This window comes from Hyphomicrobium sp., assembly GCF_009026145.1.
In the GTDB taxonomy this organism is placed as follows: domain Bacteria; phylum Pseudomonadota; class Alphaproteobacteria; order Rhizobiales; family Hyphomicrobiaceae; genus Hyphomicrobium_A.
In genome coordinates this window covers 1-19,027 of sequence record NZ_WBUE01000036.1, presented here as the reverse complement: position 1 = coordinate 19,027, position 19,027 = coordinate 1, and the positions used below count along the sequence as shown (strand labels likewise).

14 protein-coding genes are annotated in these 19,027 nt (G+C 66.5%); 6 read left to right on the top strand and 8 right to left on the bottom strand.

Features of this window, described 5'->3' with window-relative positions; all coding sequences use genetic code 11:
- Positions 1-221 precede the first annotated feature (221 nt).
- Together F9K20_RS19350 and F9K20_RS19345 are read right to left on the bottom strand one after the other, a co-directional pair.
- Complete coding sequence (locus F9K20_RS19350; protein ID WP_291005842.1) at positions 222-932, bottom strand: hypothetical protein; 711 nt, start codon at positions 930-932, stop codon at positions 222-224.
- Between the two features lie 33 nt (positions 933-965).
- Positions 966-1,811 (bottom strand): MoxR family ATPase, encoded by an 846-nt coding sequence (locus tag F9K20_RS19345; RefSeq protein ID WP_291005840.1) that lies wholly within the window; start codon positions 1,809-1,811, stop codon positions 966-968.
- 662 nt (positions 1,812-2,473) lie between these two features.
- Here F9K20_RS19345 and dksA point away from each other — a divergent pair.
- Positions 2,474-2,911 carry an RNA polymerase-binding protein DksA gene (gene dksA, locus F9K20_RS19340; RefSeq protein ID WP_367115911.1) on the top strand — a complete coding sequence of 146 codons (438 nt, stop codon included), beginning with the start codon at positions 2,474-2,476 and terminating at the stop codon, positions 2,909-2,911.
- Positions 2,912-2,941: 30 nt separating this feature from the next.
- On the opposite strand, the gene F9K20_RS19335 is transcribed toward dksA, so the two are convergent.
- The gene (locus tag F9K20_RS19335) at positions 2,942-5,491 is read right to left on the bottom strand and encodes a DUF3772 domain-containing protein (protein WP_291005834.1); all 2,550 of its coding nucleotides are present in this window, start codon (positions 5,489-5,491) and stop codon (positions 2,942-2,944) included.
- Between the two features lie 50 nt (positions 5,492-5,541).
- Complete coding sequence (locus F9K20_RS19330; protein ID WP_291005832.1) at positions 5,542-5,724, bottom strand: hypothetical protein; 183 nt, start codon at positions 5,722-5,724, stop codon at positions 5,542-5,544.
- Between the two features lie 367 nt (positions 5,725-6,091).
- On the opposite strand from F9K20_RS19330, the gene F9K20_RS19325 reads away from it, so the two are divergent.
- The gene (locus tag F9K20_RS19325; RefSeq protein ID WP_291005829.1) at positions 6,092-8,620 is read left to right on the top strand and encodes a response regulator; all 2,529 of its coding nucleotides are present in this window, start codon (positions 6,092-6,094) and stop codon (positions 8,618-8,620) included.
- An 18-nt stretch (positions 8,621-8,638) separates the two neighbouring features.
- On the top strand, positions 8,639-9,097 hold the full coding sequence (locus F9K20_RS19320; RefSeq protein WP_291005826.1) for a hypothetical protein: 459 nt from the start codon (positions 8,639-8,641) through the stop codon (positions 9,095-9,097).
- A gap of 173 nt (positions 9,098-9,270) precedes the next feature.
- Here the strand turns inward: F9K20_RS19320 and F9K20_RS19315 are convergent, their stop codons facing one another.
- The 3 genes from F9K20_RS19315 to F9K20_RS19305 all read right to left on the bottom strand — a co-directional run bounded on the left by F9K20_RS19315 (position 9,271) and on the right by F9K20_RS19305 (position 11,731).
- Positions 9,271-10,155, bottom strand: coding sequence for a hypothetical protein (locus F9K20_RS19315; RefSeq protein ID WP_291005822.1), 885 nt, complete (start codon positions 10,153-10,155; stop codon positions 9,271-9,273).
- 128 nt (positions 10,156-10,283) lie between these two features.
- Positions 10,284-11,261: an energy transducer TonB gene (locus tag F9K20_RS19310; RefSeq protein ID WP_291005819.1), complete on the bottom strand. Its 978-nt coding sequence runs from the start codon at positions 11,259-11,261 to the stop codon at positions 10,284-10,286.
- Positions 11,262-11,434: 173 nt separating this feature from the next.
- Entirely contained in the window at positions 11,435-11,731 is a 297-nt protein-coding gene (locus F9K20_RS19305; protein WP_291005816.1) for a hypothetical protein, read from the bottom strand.
- Between the two features lie 149 nt (positions 11,732-11,880).
- Here F9K20_RS19305 and recA point away from each other — a divergent pair, with 149 nt between their 5' ends.
- The 3 genes from recA to F9K20_RS19290 all read left to right on the top strand — a co-directional run bounded on the left by recA (position 11,881) and on the right by F9K20_RS19290 (position 17,940).
- Positions 11,881-13,023, top strand: coding sequence for a recombinase RecA (gene recA / locus F9K20_RS19300; protein ID WP_291005814.1), 1,143 nt, complete (start codon positions 11,881-11,883; stop codon positions 13,021-13,023).
- Positions 13,024-13,372: 349 nt separating this feature from the next.
- Positions 13,373-16,033, top strand: a complete 2,661-nt coding sequence (gene alaS / locus F9K20_RS19295; RefSeq protein WP_291005812.1) for an alanine--tRNA ligase — start codon at positions 13,373-13,375, stop codon at positions 16,031-16,033.
- 116 nt (positions 16,034-16,149) lie between these two features.
- On the top strand, positions 16,150-17,940 hold the full coding sequence (locus tag F9K20_RS19290) for a cation:proton antiporter (RefSeq protein ID WP_291005809.1): 1,791 nt from the start codon (positions 16,150-16,152) through the stop codon (positions 17,938-17,940).
- On the opposite strand, the gene F9K20_RS19285 is transcribed toward F9K20_RS19290, so the two are convergent.
- A complete protein-coding gene (locus F9K20_RS19285; RefSeq protein ID WP_291005806.1) occupies positions 17,937-18,938 on the bottom strand; it encodes a glycerophosphodiester phosphodiesterase family protein in 1,002 nt (333 codons plus the stop codon). The genes F9K20_RS19290 and F9K20_RS19285 overlap by 4 nt on opposite strands.
- Between the last annotated feature and the right edge of the window lie 89 nt (positions 18,939-19,027).

The window sequence follows — 19,027 nt, the reverse complement described above, 5'->3', positions numbered from 1 at the left end:
GCGTCAGCCGTAGAAGATGACCAGCACACCGGCAGCCATGACCGTCATTCCCATGAGGATGATCAAGCCGCTGCGAATAAACTCTGCCATGACACTCCACCTGCGTATGGTGTTGATACCTGCAGCTTAGGCACGAGCCATTGAACGATCGCTGAAGCGACGCGTCAGAAATCGTTCATGTTCGTCGAGCTGCGGTCCCGCCCGTCCGGCGCAGGCCGTGCTCACTTGGGGACGCCCGGTCCCTCCAATTGTGCCGCCGGCACGGCGGTCCACCCCTTCTCGGGCATGGAGATGGTGATGCGGCGCTGGCCGAGCTGCTGCTCGGAGACCCAGGGCAGCGTACGCTCGAAGACGACCGGTGCCGGCTTGGTGGCGAGCACGCGATCGATCAAGTCGGGCCGCGCCGCCGCCGCCGTGACGAGGCTCAACGTGAAGCGGTAATCGCCGGCCTCCTCCGCCAATTTCGGAAAAGGATTGCCGATGGGATAGAAGCGCACCGTGTCGCTGAACGTCGCGTGTCCGGGTATGGACAGCGGCGCGAACGAGCGGTTCGCCGCGTCCGGGTCGACCTGATGCTCGCCGAGGAAGGCGCTGTAGTAGCGCTTCGTCCGCTTCGTCTTCAGATCTTCGACGCTGAGTTCCATCGATAGAACCGTCCCCGTGCGCGCGCCCGCGTTGGTGACGGTGATCGGCACGACGAACACTTCCGTATCGCCGCCCCCGTCGCGGGCGTACTGGATGACCGGCGGCACGTAGATTTCGATGTCCGCCGTTTTGAAGCTGGCCTCGTAGAGAGAGAATGCGGACAAAACGAGGGCAACCGCGGACAAGATCGTGGCGTGCAATCCGCCGTAACCACTGTTGACGATGAGGCTCGATAGCGCGGCGTCGGTGGCGCTCGGCCCAGCCGGCGGCGGGTTGGTCGATGTCATGCAGATCCCCCAGTTGCAGTGCTCAGGCCGAGCCTACTCGCCCTTGCGGCGCGCCATGAAGGCGATCCGCTCGAATAGGTGTATATCCTGCTCGTTCTTCAAAAGCGCGCCGGCAAGCGGGGGGATGAGCTTGCGGCTGTCGGTCTCGCGCAGCGTCTCCGGCTGCACGTCCTCGTTGAGCAACAGCTTCAGCCAGTCGAGCAGCTCCGAGGTCGACGGCTTCTTCTTCAACCCCGGCACGTCGCGGATGTCGTAGAAGATGCGCATGGCCTCGGCGACGAGGCGCCCCTTGAGGCCGGGGAAGTGCACCTCGACGATCGCCCGCATGGTCTCGTCGTCGGGGAACTTGATGTAGTGGAAGAAGCAGCGGCGCAGGAAGGCGTCGGGCAGCTCCTTCTCGTTGTTCGACGTGATGATGACAATCGGTCGGTTGCGCGCTTTGATAGTCTCGCCCGTCTCGTAGACGAAGAACTCCATGCGATCGAGCTCCTGCAACAAGTCGTTGGGGAACTCGATGTCGGCCTTGTCGATCTCGTCGATGAGCAGCACCGGGCGCACGTCCTTGTCGAACGCCTCCCACAGCTTGCCGCGCTTGATGTAGTTCTTGATGTCGTGGACGCGCGCATCGCCGAGCTGGCTGTCGCGCAGGCGCGAGACGGCGTCGTACTCGTAAAGACCCTGGTGGGCCTTGGTGGTCGATTTTATATGCCACTCGATGATCGGCACCCCGAGCGCGTCGGCCACCTCGAGGGCGAGGGCCGTCTTGCCGGTGCCGGGCTCGCCCTTGATGAGCAGCGGGCGGGAGAGGGTGATCGCGGCGTTGACGGCCACCTTGAGATCATCCGTCGCCACGTAGCGGCGCGTTCCATCGAACTTCATCGGCGGGGAGGGGTCCTTGTGTCAGCGAAGGGGCCGCCTCGACATTAGAGGCCGGCGCACGCGGGGGGCAAGGCGCGCTAGTGTGATGATCGAGAAATTCACCATCGTGCGCGGCGAGGTGCCGAGCGAATTTCTCGATCTGAATCACACTAGCAAGTCCATACTTTCTAGTGTCCCTTATGATTCCGAAGTTCGCTCCCGGTCCCGGCCGCAAACTCTGGCGAACTTCGGAATCGGGACACTAGGGCGGCGCCGATGCCGCAATGGCGTCCTGCCTGCCAAACGGGCGGGTTGCCTGCCGCATGCACTGATTCGCACCCGACGCCTTTTTGCTGGCGCTGCCGCAACTTATGCGGCACCGCGGAACGCCTTGACAGACGCTCGCACTGCCGCCAATAGGAGGCGCCTAAAGCAGCTTGTTACCGCCGGTTGAGGGGCCGGCCGTCTCTTCAAGCCTCGTGGAGGCCCGGATGAGCAAGCGAAGCGCCAAGAAGCCGGTCAAGGCGAAGGCCTCCCCTGTGGGCCGCGCTGTACCCTCGCGCGCGGCCAAGCGGAATGGCGGCACGGCGCCCAAAGCGAAGGTCATGGCCAGCCGGAAAACCAGCGACAAGAAGGCTGTCGAAAAGCAGGTTGTCGCAAAGCAGAAGGTTGCGGGGAAAAAGATGACGGCACGCGCCAAGTCTTCGTCGATTGTGCTGCCTCCTGACTACCGTCCGAGCGAGGACGAGCCGTTCATGAACGAGCGCCAGCGGATGTACTTCCGCCAGAAGCTGCTCAACTGGAAAGACGAGATCATCCGCCAGACGCGCGAGACGCTCGTCGGTCTGCACGAGGAATCGACCCAGCACGCCGATCTCGCCGACCGGGCTACGTCGGAGACCGACCGGGCGCTGGAGCTGCGCGCCCGCGACCGCCAGCGCAAGCTCATCGCCAAGATCGATGCGGCGCTGGCCCGCATCGAGGATGGCTCGTACGGCTACTGCGAGGAGACGGGCGAGCCGATCGGCTTGAAGCGCCTCGATGCGCGCCCCATCGCCACGCTGTCGGTCGAGGCGCAGGAGCGCCACGAGCGGCGCGAGCGCGTCTACCGCGAGGACTGAAGGCGCCGCGCGGGCACGGCGCCTTGCGCATCATCGACGGACGTCGGACTGGGCCGCTGCTGCACTCAAGACGCTCTCCTCATCGCGCGAGTGCCCAGCCGCTTCTCGCTCGAGCAAATTGCGCAGCTTGTCTAGATCGCGAATGTGGAAGTCCCGCTGTGGATAGGGGATCTCGATACCGGATGCGCGGAACGCCTTGAGAATCCGCATCCGCAGATCCGAGCGCGCATCGCCGATCTTGTTCACGTCCGTCACCACGGCGATCAACACAAACTCCAGGCCGTCAGCTCCGAAATTGTCGAACCCTGCCCACGGCGGCGGATGCTTCTGCACGAGTTCGCAATCGTGGGCGGCCTTCAACAATATGTCGAGCACCTGCTCCGGGTCGGCATCATAGCCGGCACTGACCCGGATGAGCGCGCGGCCCAACGTGTTGCGATGGGTCCAGTTGGTAACCGTCGTGGTGATGAATTCCGCGTTGGGAACGATGAGGCTGGCGCGATCGAAGGTCTCGATCTCCGTGGCGCGAACCGAGATGCGGCGCACGAAGCCGTCCTGGCCGTTGACGGTCACGCGGTCGCCCACCTTGATCGGCCGCTCGACGAGGAGGATGAGCCCGGAGACGAAATTGTTGACGATCGACTGCAGGCCGAAGCCGATGCCGACCGACAAGGCGCCGGCGACGATGGCGAGGCTCGTTATGTCGAAGCCGGCGTAGGAAATCGCCACCAGCGCAGCGACGGCGAAGCCGACGTATCCGGCGCCGGTGTAGATCGAGTTGGCGAGCCCGGCATCGATGCGGCCCTGCGCCAGCGCTCCGGCGGCCAGCCAGCGCTGCACGAAGCGCGTCGCCGCGAGCAGGCCGACGAACAGCGCGAGGGCCGCGATGATGCGGGCGAGCGAGATGCGTACGCCACCGACCTCGAAGCCGAACACGGCGGCGCGCATCCAGCTGGTGATCTCGGCGCTGGAGATGCCCCACGACAGCAGCAGCAGCGGCACGGCAAGCGCGAACAACAGCACGTTGAGCACGCCGCGCTGGAAGCGGGCGAGCTGGCTGCGGCCGAAATCGTCGAGGTTGAAGCGCTGCTCGATGATGGCGCTCATGCCGCTCGGCCGTTCGCTCGGCTCGGGGACGAGCCAGCGGATGGCGACGTGCAGCAGTCCGACGACGAGGATGCCGGCGCCGGTCGTCAGGATTTGCGTGACGATGAAACGGCCGAGCGTCACATAGCCGAGCAGGGAGGCGCCGAGCAGGACCGCTGCAAGGACGACAAGCGGGATCTTCATCCGATAGGGACGCCAGCGCGAGACGGGAAGGCCCGGCACGTTGCTCGGCGCGGTGAGCGGCGTGCGCACGATGAGCAGCAGCAGCGCTGCATAGAAGAGGCTGGCGATGAAGGCCGTGACGATGCTCGTCGACAGCGGCAGCGACAGGATGCTGACCAGGCGGCGGGCGAGATAGTCGAGGGCATAGACGACAGTCATCGCCTGCACGGCGAAGCTCACCGTGCGCGCGCTCGCATCGTCGAGATCGAGCACGCGCCAGCGCGGCCGCTTCGGCTGCAGCAGGGCACGTGCCAGCGCCGAGACGGCGATCATCACCAGCAACGGAAAGAGCGCCGACTGGGCGAAGCGCTCAACCTGCCAGTAGAGCAGCCCCAGCTCGTCGAGCCCGACGTAGAGCACGATGAGGGCGGCGGCGACGGGAAGGGCAAAGGCGGGGGCCACCCACGCCGCATTGGCGGCGCGCTCGGGCAGCGACGGCAGCGACGGTCCGCTGACGTCGAGGCGCGTGTGGATGAGGCGGCGGGTCAGCAGGTGCAGCCCCAAGAAGCCGAGCAGCGCGGCGCCGACGACGGCCAAGAGGCCAAGGCCGTTCAGCTTGGCGGCCGACCACCAATTCGAAACGATGAAACCGAGCTGGCGGCGCGCGAGGTGCAGCTGATCGCCGGCCTGCTCCCAGACGCGCCACTGCAGCGGCGTGTCCGTCTGGCGGAAGAGGAAGCGCGTGAAGATGCCCTTGCGCGCGCTCTGCACGCGGCCGATGAGCTGGCGCGCCCGCACCTCGATGAGCGCAGCTTTCTTGATGGCGCCGTCGATCTGCGCGGCGATGCCGTTGAGCCGCTGGCGCTCGGCGGCGACGTCGGGCGCCTCGGGCGGCTCGCCAGCGGCGGGTGGCGCGCCGAGCTTGGCGATCTGTGAGCGCACTTCCTCCAGACGCGGACGCAGCGTCTCGGCCGCCTCCTTGGCGTTGTTCTCGATCTTCTCGATGCCTGTGCGCAGCGCGGCGAGGTCACGCTGGCTGCCGGGCGACTGCTCGAGGTTCTTCTCGGCCGCCTCGATAGCGCCGGAGAGACCGTTGACGGGTTTCACCAGCTCGTCGACGGAGGGACCGCCCGCTTTCGGTTGCGCTGGCGGCGCTGGGGGAGCAGGCGCCGGTGCAGTGTCGGCCGCAGCCTTGGCGGCGGGGGCGGGTGTGGGCGATGCCGTTTGCGCGACCGCGGCGGCGCTCGCCAGCGTGCCGGCCGCGCACGCCAGCAAAGCGAGTAGCCTCGATATCGGCATCGAACGGCGCATCAGGAACCTCCCCGCAAGAGACTGTGCAATGACGACGATGACGCCCGCGATCACTCGGCCGCTTGTCCGAGTAGGTGTGGCGGGCGCGTGGGTGGCGATGGCGAAACGCGCGGCCCGGCACAGCGCACGAGCAGCAGCTTGCGCTTGCCGTCGAGCGCTGCCTGCTCGACGACGTCGATAGGCTTCGCCGGCTTAGGCGCGCACAAGTTGGTGAGAGCGGGGCCGCGCGTCATTTTTCGCACGACGATGGCCAGCGCGACCACGACCGCGGCAACGAATGCACGTGCAGCAAAACTTCCGGCATTTTCTCACTCGTCGCGCATAAGACACGCAGATCGTTGGCGGTTCCAGGATGCGCGCCGCCATCGCCGCGCCACCCCTGCGGGTATACCCGCTAGTTCATGCGATTTTAACCCTAATGATCGAACTGTTGACGGGTAAAGCGCCGCAACCCGTGATGCCGCCGCGCCCGCAAAATCGGGCCTTCTAGCCCCGCGGCTAGCCTTCGGTGCGAAGCTTGTGTGTAATGCGTACCAGAGTATATCGGCCATGCCGGCGCCTCACGCCTCCCCCTCTCAGAATCAGATAGCTTCCCTGCGCATGCGCGAGCACGACGCCATCGAGCTGCCGTCCGCTCCCTTCGACGCCATCACACCGATGCAGGGGCTCGGCAGCTACCTGCCGACCGTCGGCGCGATCGTCATCGGCGCGCTCATCGCCCTTGGCGTCGTCGCCAGCGGCGTCGGGACCCCCGTGCTCGTCGCCATGTTGGTAGCGCTGGCGACGGTCGGCCTGTTCGCCCTCTTCGCCTACTCGGCCGGCTACATCCGCTTCGGTCAACGCGCGCCGCTCGTCGACATCGTGAAAGCGGCGGCCGATGGCCTCGACGTTGGCGTGATGATCGCGCGTCGCGACGGCGAGCCGCTGTACGCCAACGCGACGTTCGAGGCGTTGGTCGGCCGCGGTGAGCGCGACCAGCTCGTTGGCTTGCAGCAGTTCCTTACCGGCGATGCTGCAGCGAGCGCGGCGCTGTTCCGCTTGACGCGTGCCGCCGAGCGCGGCGAGCCGCTCGCCGAGGAGTTCGCCGTCGGGCGCCCACTGCCGGGCGAGCGTACGCGTCGCACGCTGCAGTTGTCGGTAAGTCCGATCGCCGTCGAGCGTGACCCATCCGGCCTCGTCATTTGGCGTCTCACCGACGTCACTGCCGACCGTCAGCGCGAAGCAACCCGCATCGCCGGCGTCGAGGTGCAGCTGGCACAGTTCGACAACGCGCCGATCGGGCTCGCCTCGGTCGCCGCTGACGGCACGCTCTTGCATGTCAACGGGACGCTGGCGCGCTGGATCGGGCACACGCCGAGGGCCGTGGTCGAGCAACGGTTGACGCTCGCCGACATCGCCTCCGGCGATGGAGCGGCGCTCGTTTCGCACCTTACCGGCTCAGCCAACGAGGAATCGGCGACGCTGGACGTGGACCTGGCACGCGAGGACGGCCGCGTGATGCCGGCGCGCCTGCTGGCTCGCGCCGTGCCGAGCGGCAGGGGGCTGACCGTCGCCGTCGTCGACCTCGCCGGCGAAGGCGCCGCCGAGTTCGAGGGCGACGCTGCCGGTGCGCGCTTTGCACGCTTCTTCCAGTCGGCGCCGTTCGGCATCGCCATGCTCGGGTCCGACGGGCGCATCGTTTCCGCCAACTCGGCCTTCTGCCGCATGCTGCTCGACGGCGCCGCCGGTACGGGCATCTCCGCCGCCGACGCGCTCGGCCGCGCAGCCGATCCCGAGACGCGCGCCGCCGTCGACGAGGGCTTGAAGCGCGTCATCTCGGGGCGCGTGCACAACGTGCCGATCGAGATCACCGCCGGCGCCAAGCGCGATCACGTCACGCGCGTGTTCATGAGCCCGTTCGCGGCGGGTGGCGCGCGCGAGGCGGCAATCCTCTACGTCGTCGACGCCACCGAGCAGAAGGCGCTGGAGGCACGCTTCGCGCAGAGCCAGAAGATGGAGGTGGTCGGCAAGCTGGCGGGCGGCATCGCGCACGATTTCAACAACATGCTGACGGCCATCCTCGGCTTCTCGGACATGCTCTTGACCATGCACCGGCCGAAGGATGTCGCCTACAAAGACATCATGAACATCAAGTCGAGCGCCAATCGCGCCGCCGAGTTGGTGCGCAAGCTGCTCGCCCTCGCCCGTCAGCAGACGCTGCAGAACGAGGTGGTGAACCTCGGCGAGGTGCTGAGCGATGAGTCTTCGCTCCTGAAGCGCTACCTCGGCGAGAAGAGCGAGCTGAGGATCGAGACCGCGCCCGACCTGTGGTACGTGATGACCGACAAGCACGAGTTCGTGCAGGCGCTGTTCAACCTCATCACCAATGCCAAGGACGCGATGCCGGACGGCGGCACGCTGACCATCCGCGCGCGCAATGTCCCCGAGCGCGAGTCGCAGAAGTTCGAGCACCGCGAGTTCGTGCACGGCGAGTACGTGCTGATCGAGGTCGGCGACACCGGCCACGGCATGAGCCGCGAGGTGATGGACAAGATCTTCGAGCCGTTCTTCACCACCAAGGCCGTCGGCAAGGGAACGGGATTGGGCCTGGCTTCCGTCTACGGCATGGTCAAGCAGTCGGGCGGCTACATCTATCCCGAGAGCGAGGTCGGAAAGGGCACGACGTTCCGCATCTACCTGCCACGCCATAATGCGGAGAAGGACGAGGAGGCCGTCGCCCCGAAGGAGAGAAAGAGGGAGCAGCGCGCCGCCGACCTCACCGGCACCGGGCGCGTGCTCCTCGTCGAGGACGAGGAGGTGGTGCGCAACTTCGCGGCGCGGGCGCTGAAGCGGCAGGGCTACAAGGTGCTGGAAGCCGCGAGTGGCGTCGAGGCGCTGGAGGTGATGGAGAAGAGCAAGGGCAAGATCGACATCGTCGTCTCCGACGTCGTCATGCCGGAGATGGACGGCCCGACGCTGCTGAAGGAATTGCGCAAGAAGAACCCGGACCTGAAGATCATCTTCGTCTCCGGCTATCCGAACGACGCCTTCAAGGCGGCGCTGGGGGATGAGAACTTCGCCTTCCTGCCCAAGCCGTTCTCGCTGCCGCAGCTCGCCGCCAAGGTGAAGGAGGAGCTGGGGCGCGAATAATGCGCTAGGCTTGCCACCATGCGCATCGGACGCATCATAGCGACGGCGATCTTTTTCGCCCTGCTCGGCACGCCGGCCGCGCCGGCGGACAAGATCGTGCCGCGGGCCGGCCATGCCATTGCGCCGCTGCCGACCGACGAGGCGGTGCGCAAGGGCATGGTGACGATCCGCGATCTCGTGCGCACCAACCACTCGCTCGTCACCCACCGGCGCATGCCCCCGGACCACGCGCTGCGTTTTGCGGCGCAGGTGAAAGTCGAGGCCGACCGGATCCTGGCCACCAGCAATCTGTCGGGGGAAGCGCAGGAGAAGCTGCGCGCGCTGCTCGAAGAGGTCGTCACCGGCATCGGCGCGGTGGCGAAGCCGGACGCCGGCATTAGCCCGATGGATGGCCTGGTGCGCGCCGACGAGGCCTTGGCGCGCTACCCGCAGGAGTTTGATCATCCCGGCTGGGCGCCGGCGCAATCGCTCGAGTAGCCCTCTTTTCGCTGCTTCACTGTCATCCCGGGCGAAGCGAGCGCAGCGAGCGAGACCCGGGACCCAGCACAAGATGTGCCGAAGGCACGGTGGAGGCTTCGCCACACATTACGCTGGGTCCCGGATAGCGGTTCGCGCTGCTCACCGCTTCCGGGATGACAGCGGCTTCGGGGCTAGAACCTGCCGGTGAGGCCGACGACGGGGCCTTGCTGGATGACGTCGAACTCGTAGCGGTTGGTGCCACGTCCCTGCACATAATCGACGGACAGCGCTTTCCAGCCGAGGTAGCCGTCGAAGTCGATCGCCGCATGCGAGCCGAGGTACCAATTGTAGGTGGCGACCGTCTGCCAGGTGAACTTGCTGCCGATGCCGACGCCGCCGATGTCGCCGCGCACGATGAACTGCTCTCCGGGCGCGTGCGTGTAGGTGATGCGGGCGCCGATGAACGGATCAACCCAATCGACGCCGCCCGAGCGCGCGATGGCCCGCGTTCCGGAGACGATGAGGCCGTCGACGTTGAGCGTGCCGGCGAGGGCTACGTCGACGTCCAGCTCCTGATGCCAGTAGCGGGCGCCGGCCAAAAGATCGAGCGTCGTGTCGGTTTCGCCGGGACCGTGGCCCAGCTTCCAGCGGTTGGTCTCGTACATGCCGCCCAGCTCGACGATCCAGAAGCGATAATCGGCGGAGAGCGCGGCGCCGAGCGCGCCGCTGACGCTGGGCGAGAAGGTTTTCGAGGTGGCGAAGGAGGTGGAGTTCGAGTTGTCGGCGTAGATGATGTCGGAATAGAGCGTGATGGCGCCGCGGCGCGCCTGCATGTAGGCCATGAAGGCGAAGTCCAGGGTTTCGAGGACCTGCACCGGGGTCTCGCTGACCGAGAACTCGCGCCCCTTGATGACGGTGTCGCCATCGATCCAGGGAGTCCAGGCATAGGGCGTGAACTGAAAATGCCAGCCGCTCGGACCCGGCTTGATGGGCGTTACGGTGGTTTGAAACCCGTCGGCCAGGGCAGCGGACGACCAGAGGATCAACGCGGCACTTGCCCAAACAGGCACGCGCATCTCCACCCTCCCTCGACGAGATTTCCACAGGTAGCGCACAGTGGCTGATTCGGCCCGCGGCGGTTGTGGCGGCGACGACACGCCTCGAGCGCTTCGGCCAGGGACCGACAATTCGCCGATTCTGCAGGTCAGCCGAAGATGTAGTCGATGATGTAGGTGCGCGCCTCGGCGGGAAGGCCCTCCGGCGGCTTGATGAACTTGGCGCGATGGATGGCATTCACTGCCGCGTCGTCCATGGCTTTGTTGCCGCTCGAATGCAGCACGCGCACATACAATAGATCGCCCTGCTGGGTGATCTGGAAGGTGACGAGCACGCGTCCCCACAGCGCGAACGGACCGGGGCGCGTCTTCATCAGGGCGGCGATGACGGCCTTGTTGAACTCGTCCGACTTGCCGCTGGCGCCGCTGCCGCGCACCTGCATGCCGCCGCCCGAGTACATCGCCTGCTGCTGCGGCTGCGGGCGCGACGGCTTGCGGTCGTAGTGCTCCTTGACCTTCCGGCTGAGATCGTCGGCGGCGGCGTCGACGAGGGCCTCGAGCGAGGGGAGCGATGGCTGGCCGGCCTCGCGCTCCGTCTCGGCGGTTTCCTCCTGCGGCTCCGCCTCGGCCGGCTCTTCGGTCGGCTGCGGTTGCTCGACCCGAGGCTGGGGCAGGGCGGCGGTCTGCTGCGGCTGCGGCGGCGCCGGATTGGCCGGCTGCTGGGCGCCGTCCTGCCATTTCGTCGTCTTGGCGTTCTTGTCCGGGTCGGGGACGAGCTCGACGCTGATGGTGTTGGATTCCTGGCCCCGTCGCTCCTGCCGCTGGCGCTCCAACTCCTGCTCGAGCGCCGAGAGGCCGCCGAGGTTCATCACCTGCGCGGCGATGACGGCGGCATAGAGCAGGGTGACAAAAGCCGCGCTCGCCCACAGCGTGCGCTCGTGCTGCTCGGAGGAGGCGCGGATGCGCTCATCGGCGTCGAGCACGCCGATGAGGCTCGCCGCCTCGGCGGCGGGCTTGGAGGCAGGCGCGGGCGTTTCCGCCCCCACCGCGGAGCCTGACGCAGGCGGCGCCTCGGCCGGCGCCGCCTCCGACGCAAGCTCTTGCGCAACTTTCGCGATATCGGCCATCGAAGGCTAGCGAATCGGATCTCGAATGATCAGCCAGTTTAGCGCGCTAGCCGGCCCGCGCTTGCGGCCAATTGGCCACTACGCACACCGGAAGCACGTCCACCGTGGGGCATTTAGTGATGTAAGCGGCCAAACCCAACGGAGGGGTGGGGCCCCAGGGTCGACCCGACGACTTACCTGTCGTCCTTATGGGGCTGAACGATGTCGAGGAGGGAATCGATCATCTTGATGGCGGTCCCGATGACGGCCGCGTTCATGCGGTAAGCCAGCTCTACCTCGACGAGCGTCACGACGTTTTCGATAGGATCGCCAATGGGAAGCGCGCCAATGCGGACGGGTGCGCCTGGATCAGCCTGTGTGCTGCTCGCGGGCTTCGTCGCGCCCATCTGCGCAATGGCCTGTGCCACCGCCTCGAGCCGTTGGCTCTGAGCGGCCATCGCATTGGAAGCAGTGGTGATGGCGTTGAACATGGGACTAGGGCTACGCAACGCAACTGACCCTGCACCGTCGCAGGCGAAGTGTTTCGGCCTCGTAAATGCGGCTGGACCGACAAGAACAAAAAGTGTACATTCGAGTCGAAATTTGAGAACATTGGGCGCTTGCCATATAGGTGAACGACATGACGAACCGGCCGGAATTCAAGGTCGTCGAGGGGGGTGCGATGGATAAGATGAAGGCGCTCGAGGCGGCGCTCTCCCAGATCGAGAAGATGCACGGCAAGGGCTCGGTCATGCGCCTTGGCGCCAACGACGCCTCCATGGACGTGGAGGCGATCTCCACGGGCTCGCTCGGCCTCGACATCGCGCTCGGCATCGGCGGCCTGCCGCGGGGCCGCGTCATCGAAATCTACGGCCCTGAATCCTCGGGCAAAACCACGCTCGCGCTGCAGGTCGTGGCGGAGAGCCAGAAGCGCGGTGGCATCTGCGGCTTCGTCGACGCCGAGCACGCCCTCGATCCCGTCTATGCGAGGAAGCTCGGCGTCAAGGTCGAGGACCTCCTGATCTCGCAGCCCGACACCGGCGAGCAGGCGCTCGAGATCGCTGACACCCTGGTGCGCTCCGGCGCCATCGACGTGCTGGTGGTCGATAGCGTCGCCGCCCTGACACCCAAGGCCGAGCTCGAAGGCGAGATGGCCGACATGCAACCCGGCATGCAGGCGCGGCTGATGAGCAAGGCGCTGCGCAAACTGACCGCGTCGATCTCCAAGTCGCGCTGCATGGTCATCTTCATCAACCAGATCCGCATGAAGATCGGCATCATGTTCGGCAACCCGGAGACGACGACGGGCGGCAACGCGCTGAAGTTCTACTCCTCGGTGCGCCTCGACATCCGCCGCATCGGCCAGATCAAGGAGCGCGAGGAGGTGGTCGGGAACCAGACGCGCGTCAAGGTGGTCAAGAACAAGGTGGCCCCGCCGTTCAAGCAGGTCGAGTTCGACATCATGTACGGCGAGGGCATCTCCAAGGTGGGCGAGCTGATCGACCTGGGAAGCAAGGTGGGCGTGGTCGAGAAGTCGGGCGCCTGGTTCTCCTATGGCGGCAACCGCATCGGCCAGGGGCGCGAGAACGCCAAGGCGTATCTGAAGGAGAACCCGAAGGTGGCGGCGGCCATCGAGAAGGCGATCCGCGAGAACGCCGGGCTGATCGTCGACAAGCTCCTGATCGAGGAGGCGGTGGCCGACGACGGCGAGGAGCCGGACGAGGACGGCGTGCTGCCCGACGAGGATGACGGCGGCAAGAAGCCGGCCCGCGCCAAGCGCTGAGTTCCGCAGCCGGGCGAGCCGACCGGCGGTCTAACAAGTGTGTCATCCTCGGGCTCATGCTGGAAGCATACCTCCGGCATGACCCGAAGGCCCAATTCTGCGCTTGCTCCGACGCACCGGCCTCGGTGGTGGGCAATCGCCAGCGCTATAGGCACTAGGAGCCCGCGTCCCCCCTGGATCCTCGGGACAAGCCCGAGGATGACAATTGGGATGGATCATCCGGAGGGTAGAAAGCGCCGCAGGCGCTTGACACCAAGGCTTCCGATCCGCGACGGATATGCCCCGACCCGGTGTCAGACCCGAAGGGTCAGACACCCTGGGCGCCGGTGCCTTTTCCGAAAGCGACAAGATGGCCTCCGTCAACGATATCCGCCGCGCGTTTCTCGACTTCTTCAAGAGCAACGGCCACGAGGTCGTGCCGTCATCGCCCCTGGTGCCGCGCAACGATCCGACGTTGATGTTCACCAACGCCGGCATGGTGCAGTTCAAGAACGTGTTCACCGGCCAGGAGACGCGCCCCTACGTGCGCGCCGCGTCCTCGCAAAAGTGCGTGCGCGCCGGCGGCAAGCACAACGACCTCGACAACGTCGGCTACACGGCGCGCCACCACACCTTTTTCGAGATGCTCGGCAACTTCTCCTTCGGCGACTACTTCAAGAGCCAGGCCATCCCGCTCGCCTGGGAGCTGCTGACCAAGGACTTCGGTCTCGACAAGAAGCGCCTCACCATCACCGTCTACCACGACGACGAGGAGGCGTATTCGATCTGGAAGAAGCTGACCGGCTTCTCCGACGACAAGATCATCCGCATCGCCACGAGCGACAACTTCTGGCAGATGGGCGACACCGGGCCGTGCGGGCCGTGCTCGGAGATCTTCTGGGATCACGGCGACACGATCCCCGGCGGCCCGCCGGGCTCCAAGGATGCCGACGGCGACCGCTTCGTCGAGATCTGGAACCTCGTGTTCATGCAGTACGAGCAGCTGCCGGGAGGCGAGCGCATCGACCTGCCCAAGCACTCCGTCGACACCGGCATGGGGCTCGAGCGCATCGCCGCCGTGCTGCAGGGCGTGCACGACAACTACGACATCGATCTGTTCAAGGCGCTGATCGCGGCCTCCGTGGCGGCCACGGGCGTTCCGGCGACGGGAGAGCACAAGGCCTCGCACCGCGTCATCGCCGATCATTTGCGCGCCACAAGCTTTCTCATCGCCGACGGCGTGCTGCCCTCGAATGAAGGGCGCGGCTACGTGCTCCGCCGCATTATGCGTCGCGCTATGCGCCATGCACACCTCTTGGGTGCTAAGGAGCCGCTGATGCACCGCCTGGTGCCGGCGCTGGTGCACGAGATGGGCGACACCTATCACGAGCTGCAGCGCGCCCAGCCGCTGATCACCGAGACGCTGCTGCTGGAGGAAACGCGCTTCAAGAAGACGCTGGAAAAGGGCCTTGGCCTGCTTGGCGAGGCGACCGCCAAGCTGAAGAAGGGCGATGTGCTGCCCGGAGAGACGGCCTTCAAGCTTTACGATACGTTCGGCTTCCCGCTCGACCTGACCGAGGACGCGCTGCGCCCGCGCGGAATTTCGGTCGGCACCGAGGCCTTCAACGCGGCGATGGAGCGGCAGAAGGCGGAAGCGCGCAAGGCCTGGAAGGGCTCTGGCGAGGCGGCGACGGAGGCGATCTGGTTCGAGGTCAAGGAGAAGACCGGCGCCAGCGAGTTCCTCGGCTACGAGGCGGAGACGGCGGCGGGCGAGATCGTGGCGCTCATCAAGGACGGTAAGGAGGTAAAGAGCCTCAAGGCCGGCGAGGAGGCGGCGATCGTCGTCAACCAGACGCCGTTCTATGGCGAATCCGGCGGCCAGGTGGGTGACACGGGCGTCATCGTCGGCGCCAAGGGCGCGCTGTTCCGCGTCACCGATACGCAGAAGAAGGCCGGCGGCCTCTACGTGCACCTCGGCACGGTGGAGAAGGGCAGCTTCAAGACGGGCGAGACGGTCGATCTTACCGTCGATCACGCCAACCGCACGGCCATCCGCGCCAACCACTCGGCGACCCACTTGCTGCACGAGGCGCTGCGCCAGGTGCTGGGGCCGCACGTGGCGCAGAAGGGCTCGCTCGTGGCGCCGGGGCGGCTGCGCTTCGACTTCTCGCATCCCAAGCCGATGAGCCCCGAGGAGATCGCTGCCGTCGAGGCGCGCGCCAACGCCATCGTGCTGCAGAATTCCCCCGTCGAGACGCGCCTGATGGCGCTCGAGGACGCCATGCAGTCGGGCGCCATGGCGCTGTTCGGCGAGAAATACGGCGACGAGGTGCGCGTCGTCTCGATGGGTGAAGCCGGCCCCAATGCCAACAAAGCCTGGTCAGTCGAATTGTGCGGCGGCACGCACGTCAGGCGCACCGGCGACATCGGCCTCGTCAAGATCATCGCCGAAAGCGCCAGCGCCTCGGGCGTGCGCCGCATCGAGGCGCTCACGGCGGAAGCCGCGCGTGCCTACTTGAGCGAGCAGGAGGCGCGCATCAAGGACATCGCCTCGGCGCTGCACGTGCGCCCGGAGGATGCGGGCGAGCGCGTAAAGGCGCTGATCGAGGAGCGTAAGCAACTCGAGCGCCAACTCGCCGAGGCCAAGAAGCAGCTCGCCCTCGGCGGCGGGAGCAAGGATGCCGGGCCGGCGGTCATCGAGGTAGGCGGCCGCAAGTTCCTCAAGCTGTCGGTGTCGGGCGTCGAGATGAAGGATCTCAAGGCCATGGCCGACGACGGGCGCGCCAAGATCGGCTCGGGGATCGTCGCCATCGCCAATAATTCGGCCGACGGCAAGCTCGGCATCGTCGTCGCCGTGACGACCGACCTCGCCGACAAGGTGAGCGCCGTCGATCTCGTGCGTGCCGGCTCGGAAGCGGTGGGCGGCAAGGGGGGCGGCGGGCGTCCCGACATGGCGCAGGCGGGTGGTCCGGACGGCTCGCGCGCCGATGCTGCGCTGCAGGCGATCGAAGCGCGCCTCAACGCCGCCTGAGGATTTGCGCCTACCACGCAAGGCGGCGCCTCATTATCGGGGAAGTTTCTGCTATTGATCGACCGCAATGCTTCGCGTGGCAACTGCAGCGCTAAATGCCCGGCGGCGGGAGAGCGATGACGGCGGAAGGCACCGATTTCACCATCTACCGCGAGGCGATGATCGTCCTCGTCACCGCAGCCGTGTTGGTGCCGCTCGGCCAGCGCTTCAGGCTCAGCCCCATTCTCGGCTTCCTCATCGCCGGCGCCGTGCTCGGCCCGCATGGTCTCGGCGCGCTGAAGGGCTACTTGCCGCCGCTGCAATGGATCACGGTGTCGGAGGACAAGGGCCTCGGCGCCATCGCCGAGCTGGGCATCGTCTTCCTTCTATTCATCATCGGCCTCGAGCTGTCGTTCAAGCGCTTGCTCACTATGCGGCGGCTGGTGTTCGGCCTCGGCACGCTGCAGGTCTCCATCTCGGCGGTGATCATCGGCCTCATCGCCGCGCTGTTCGGCGCCAAGCCCGGCTCAGCGGCCCTCATCGGCTTTTCGCTCGCCCTTTCATCGACGGCCGTCGTCATCGAGGTGCTGTCGCGGCACGGGCGTCTCAGCACCACCACCGGACGCACCTCCTTCGCCATCCTGCTGCTGCAGGACTTGGCGGTCGTCCCGCTCCTCTTCCTCGTATCTATTCTCGGGCCGGAACATGAGGGCAGCTTGCTCGGCGGCCTCGCGCAGGCCTTCGGGCAGGCGCTGCTCGTCATCGTTCTCATCGCCGTCGTCGGCACGGCGCTGCTGCGGCCGCTGTTCCGGCACGTCGCTTCCGCCGATTCGACCGAACTGTTCGTCGCTGCCGCATTGCTCGTGGTCGTCGGCAGCGGGCTCGTCACCGCCGCCGCCGGACTGTCGATGGCGCTGGGGGCTTTCATCGCCGGGCTGCTATTGTCGGAGACCGAGTATCACCGCGCCATCGAAGCGACGATCGACCCGTTCAAGGGCCTGTTGCTCGGCGTCTTCTTCTTCTCGGTCGGCATGAGCCTCAACGTATCGACGCTCCTCGCCTACCCGTGGGCGATCATCGGAGGCATCCTCGGGCTGATCGCCATCAAGGGCGCCGTGCTCGTCGGCCTCTTGCGCCTCTTCCGCATCTCATGGCCGTCGACCGTCGAGACGGCGCTGCTGCTCGGGCCCGGGGGCGAGTTCGCGTTCATCGTCATCGGGCTGGCCATCGTGGAAGGCATCATCTCGGACGGCCGCGGCGCGATCGTCCTCGCCATCACCTCGTTCTCCATGGCGCTGGTGCCGGCACTCGACCATCTCGGGAGGTGGCTTTCGGGCGAGCTGGCGGTCAAGCAGGAGCCCAACCCGGCGCTCAGCGTGCCGCCGCCGCATGAGCACGTTGACGCCATCATTATCGGCTCGGGCCGCGTCGGCGGGCTCGTCTCCGAAATGCTCAAGCGGCACAACGTGCGGCACATCATCGTCGAAAAGGACCCGGCGGCGGTAACGCGCTGCCGCGATGAGGGGTTGCCGGTCTATTTCGGCGACGCCAAGAACCCGCTGTTCCTCAAGCGCTGCGGCATCGAGCAGGCCAAGGGCGTGGTCATCACCATCAACAAGCCCTCGGAGGTCGGGGAGATCGTCACCGCGGTGCGCGACTTGCGCGACGACATCCTCATCGTCGCCCGCGCGCGCGATGCCGAGCATGCCCGCCACCTCTACCGGCAGCAGGTGACGGACGCCGTGCCGGAGACCATCGAGGCGAGCCTGCAGCTCTCCGAGGCGACGCTGGTCGGCCTCGGTGTGCCGACCGGGCCGGTCATCGCCTCCATCCACGAGAAGCGCGACGAGTTCCGCGAGCAGCTGCAGGGTGCCGCCGGGCGGCCGACGCGCGGGCTGCGGGCCAGCCAGCTCAAGAAATCCAGCTAGTCGTCGAGCTTCAAACGCGCCGCCTCGCGGACCGCCGGCCCGATGCGATCGATGCGGTTGGTCCAGATGCCGCCTGCGAAGCCCTTCGGGATTGCAGCAAGGCTCGTCGCATCGTCGATACCGCTCGTGCCGGGGTCGCCGGCGCTGAAGTTGCCAGTGACGAACACGTCGGAGCCGGCCGCGCGCATGCGCTGCAGGAAGCGCTCAGGCCAGCCCCACAGCAGCCCCGCGTAGTTCGCCGGCACCAGCAGCAGCGTGTTGCGGCAGGCTTGCGGCACATAGCCGGTCCATCCGACCGCGAGATAGGTGAGCCCGCAGCGCTTGAGCGTGTCGCGGGACATCACCTTTATATCCGGAAGACGGGCGTTCAGCTCAGCGATGGGCTGCTTGCCACCATAGACCATGAGCAGATTGCGCTCGTCGGGCGAAAGCCCCTCGATGCGCGCCGCGAGAAGCTTGCCCTCCTCGGGGTCGTCGCCTTTCACGTTGATGAGGAAGCGCTTGTCGGGGAACCGCGCTAGCACCTCATCGAGCGTCGGCATCAGCCCGACGCCCTTGCCGCGCAAGGGAAACGTCATGCCGCCATCGGCGGTGTAGCCATAGCCGATGTCGAGCGCCTTCAACTCGGCGAGCGTGTGATCGCGCGTGACGCCCTTGCCCTCGGTGCGGCAGCCGAGCGTCCAGTCGTGGAATACGGCGAAGTGGCCGTCGGTCGTCGGGTGGACGTCGAGCTCGACGATGTCGGCACCGGCACGGAACGCCGCGTCTATGGAGGGGAGCGTGTTCTCGATGAACTCGTGCTCCGGGGGATAGATGCGCGTCGCCGTACAGGTGTCGGATTTAAGATCGTGGTGCGTGAAGGTCTGGTGGAGGCCGCGATGCGCGAGCAGCACGGGCTTTCCTTCTTCTGGGGTGGAGAAGAGGGAGGTGTTGTTGAGATAGCAGAAAGCGGTGAAGAGGACAGCGGCGATCAGTACGTAACGCAGGAGCTTCATCATTGGGTCCGAGTGGTTCGTTGAGGGCGGCACCACAGGCGGCCAAAGCGGCGGGCGCGTGGCACGCATGGGGCTCGGGGGGGGCATTTACC

Coding starts and splice junctions, on each gene's coding strand:
- alaS (WP_291005812.1), top strand. CDS start 13,373: ATGGCCTCCGTCAACGATATCCGCCGCGCGTTTCTCGACTTCTTCAAG.
- F9K20_RS19285 (WP_291005806.1), bottom strand. CDS start 18,938: ATGATGAAGCTCCTGCGTTACGTACTGATCGCCGCTGTCCTCTTCACC.
- F9K20_RS19290 (WP_291005809.1), top strand. CDS start 16,150: ATGACGGCGGAAGGCACCGATTTCACCATCTACCGCGAGGCGATGATC.
- F9K20_RS19320 (WP_291005826.1), top strand. CDS start 8,639: ATGCGCATCGGACGCATCATAGCGACGGCGATCTTTTTCGCCCTGCTC.
- F9K20_RS19310 (WP_291005819.1), bottom strand. CDS start 11,261: ATGGCCGATATCGCGAAAGTTGCGCAAGAGCTTGCGTCGGAGGCGGCG.
- dksA (WP_367115911.1), top strand. CDS start 2,474: ATGACGGCACGCGCCAAGTCTTCGTCGATTGTGCTGCCTCCTGACTAC.
- F9K20_RS19350 (WP_291005842.1), bottom strand. CDS start 932: ATGACATCGACCAACCCGCCGCCGGCTGGGCCGAGCGCCACCGACGCC.
- F9K20_RS19335 (WP_291005834.1), bottom strand. CDS start 5,491: ATGCGCCGTTCGATGCCGATATCGAGGCTACTCGCTTTGCTGGCGTGC.
- F9K20_RS19315 (WP_291005822.1), bottom strand. CDS start 10,155: ATGCGCGTGCCTGTTTGGGCAAGTGCCGCGTTGATCCTCTGGTCGTCC.
- F9K20_RS19330 (WP_291005832.1), bottom strand. CDS start 5,724: ATGACGCGCGGCCCCGCTCTCACCAACTTGTGCGCGCCTAAGCCGGCG.
- F9K20_RS19305 (WP_291005816.1), bottom strand. CDS start 11,731: ATGTTCAACGCCATCACCACTGCTTCCAATGCGATGGCCGCTCAGAGC.
- F9K20_RS19325 (WP_291005829.1), top strand. CDS start 6,092: ATGCGCGAGCACGACGCCATCGAGCTGCCGTCCGCTCCCTTCGACGCC.
- F9K20_RS19345 (WP_291005840.1), bottom strand. CDS start 1,811: ATGAAGTTCGATGGAACGCGCCGCTACGTGGCGACGGATGATCTCAAG.
- recA (WP_291005814.1), top strand. CDS start 11,881: ATGACGAACCGGCCGGAATTCAAGGTCGTCGAGGGGGGTGCGATGGAT.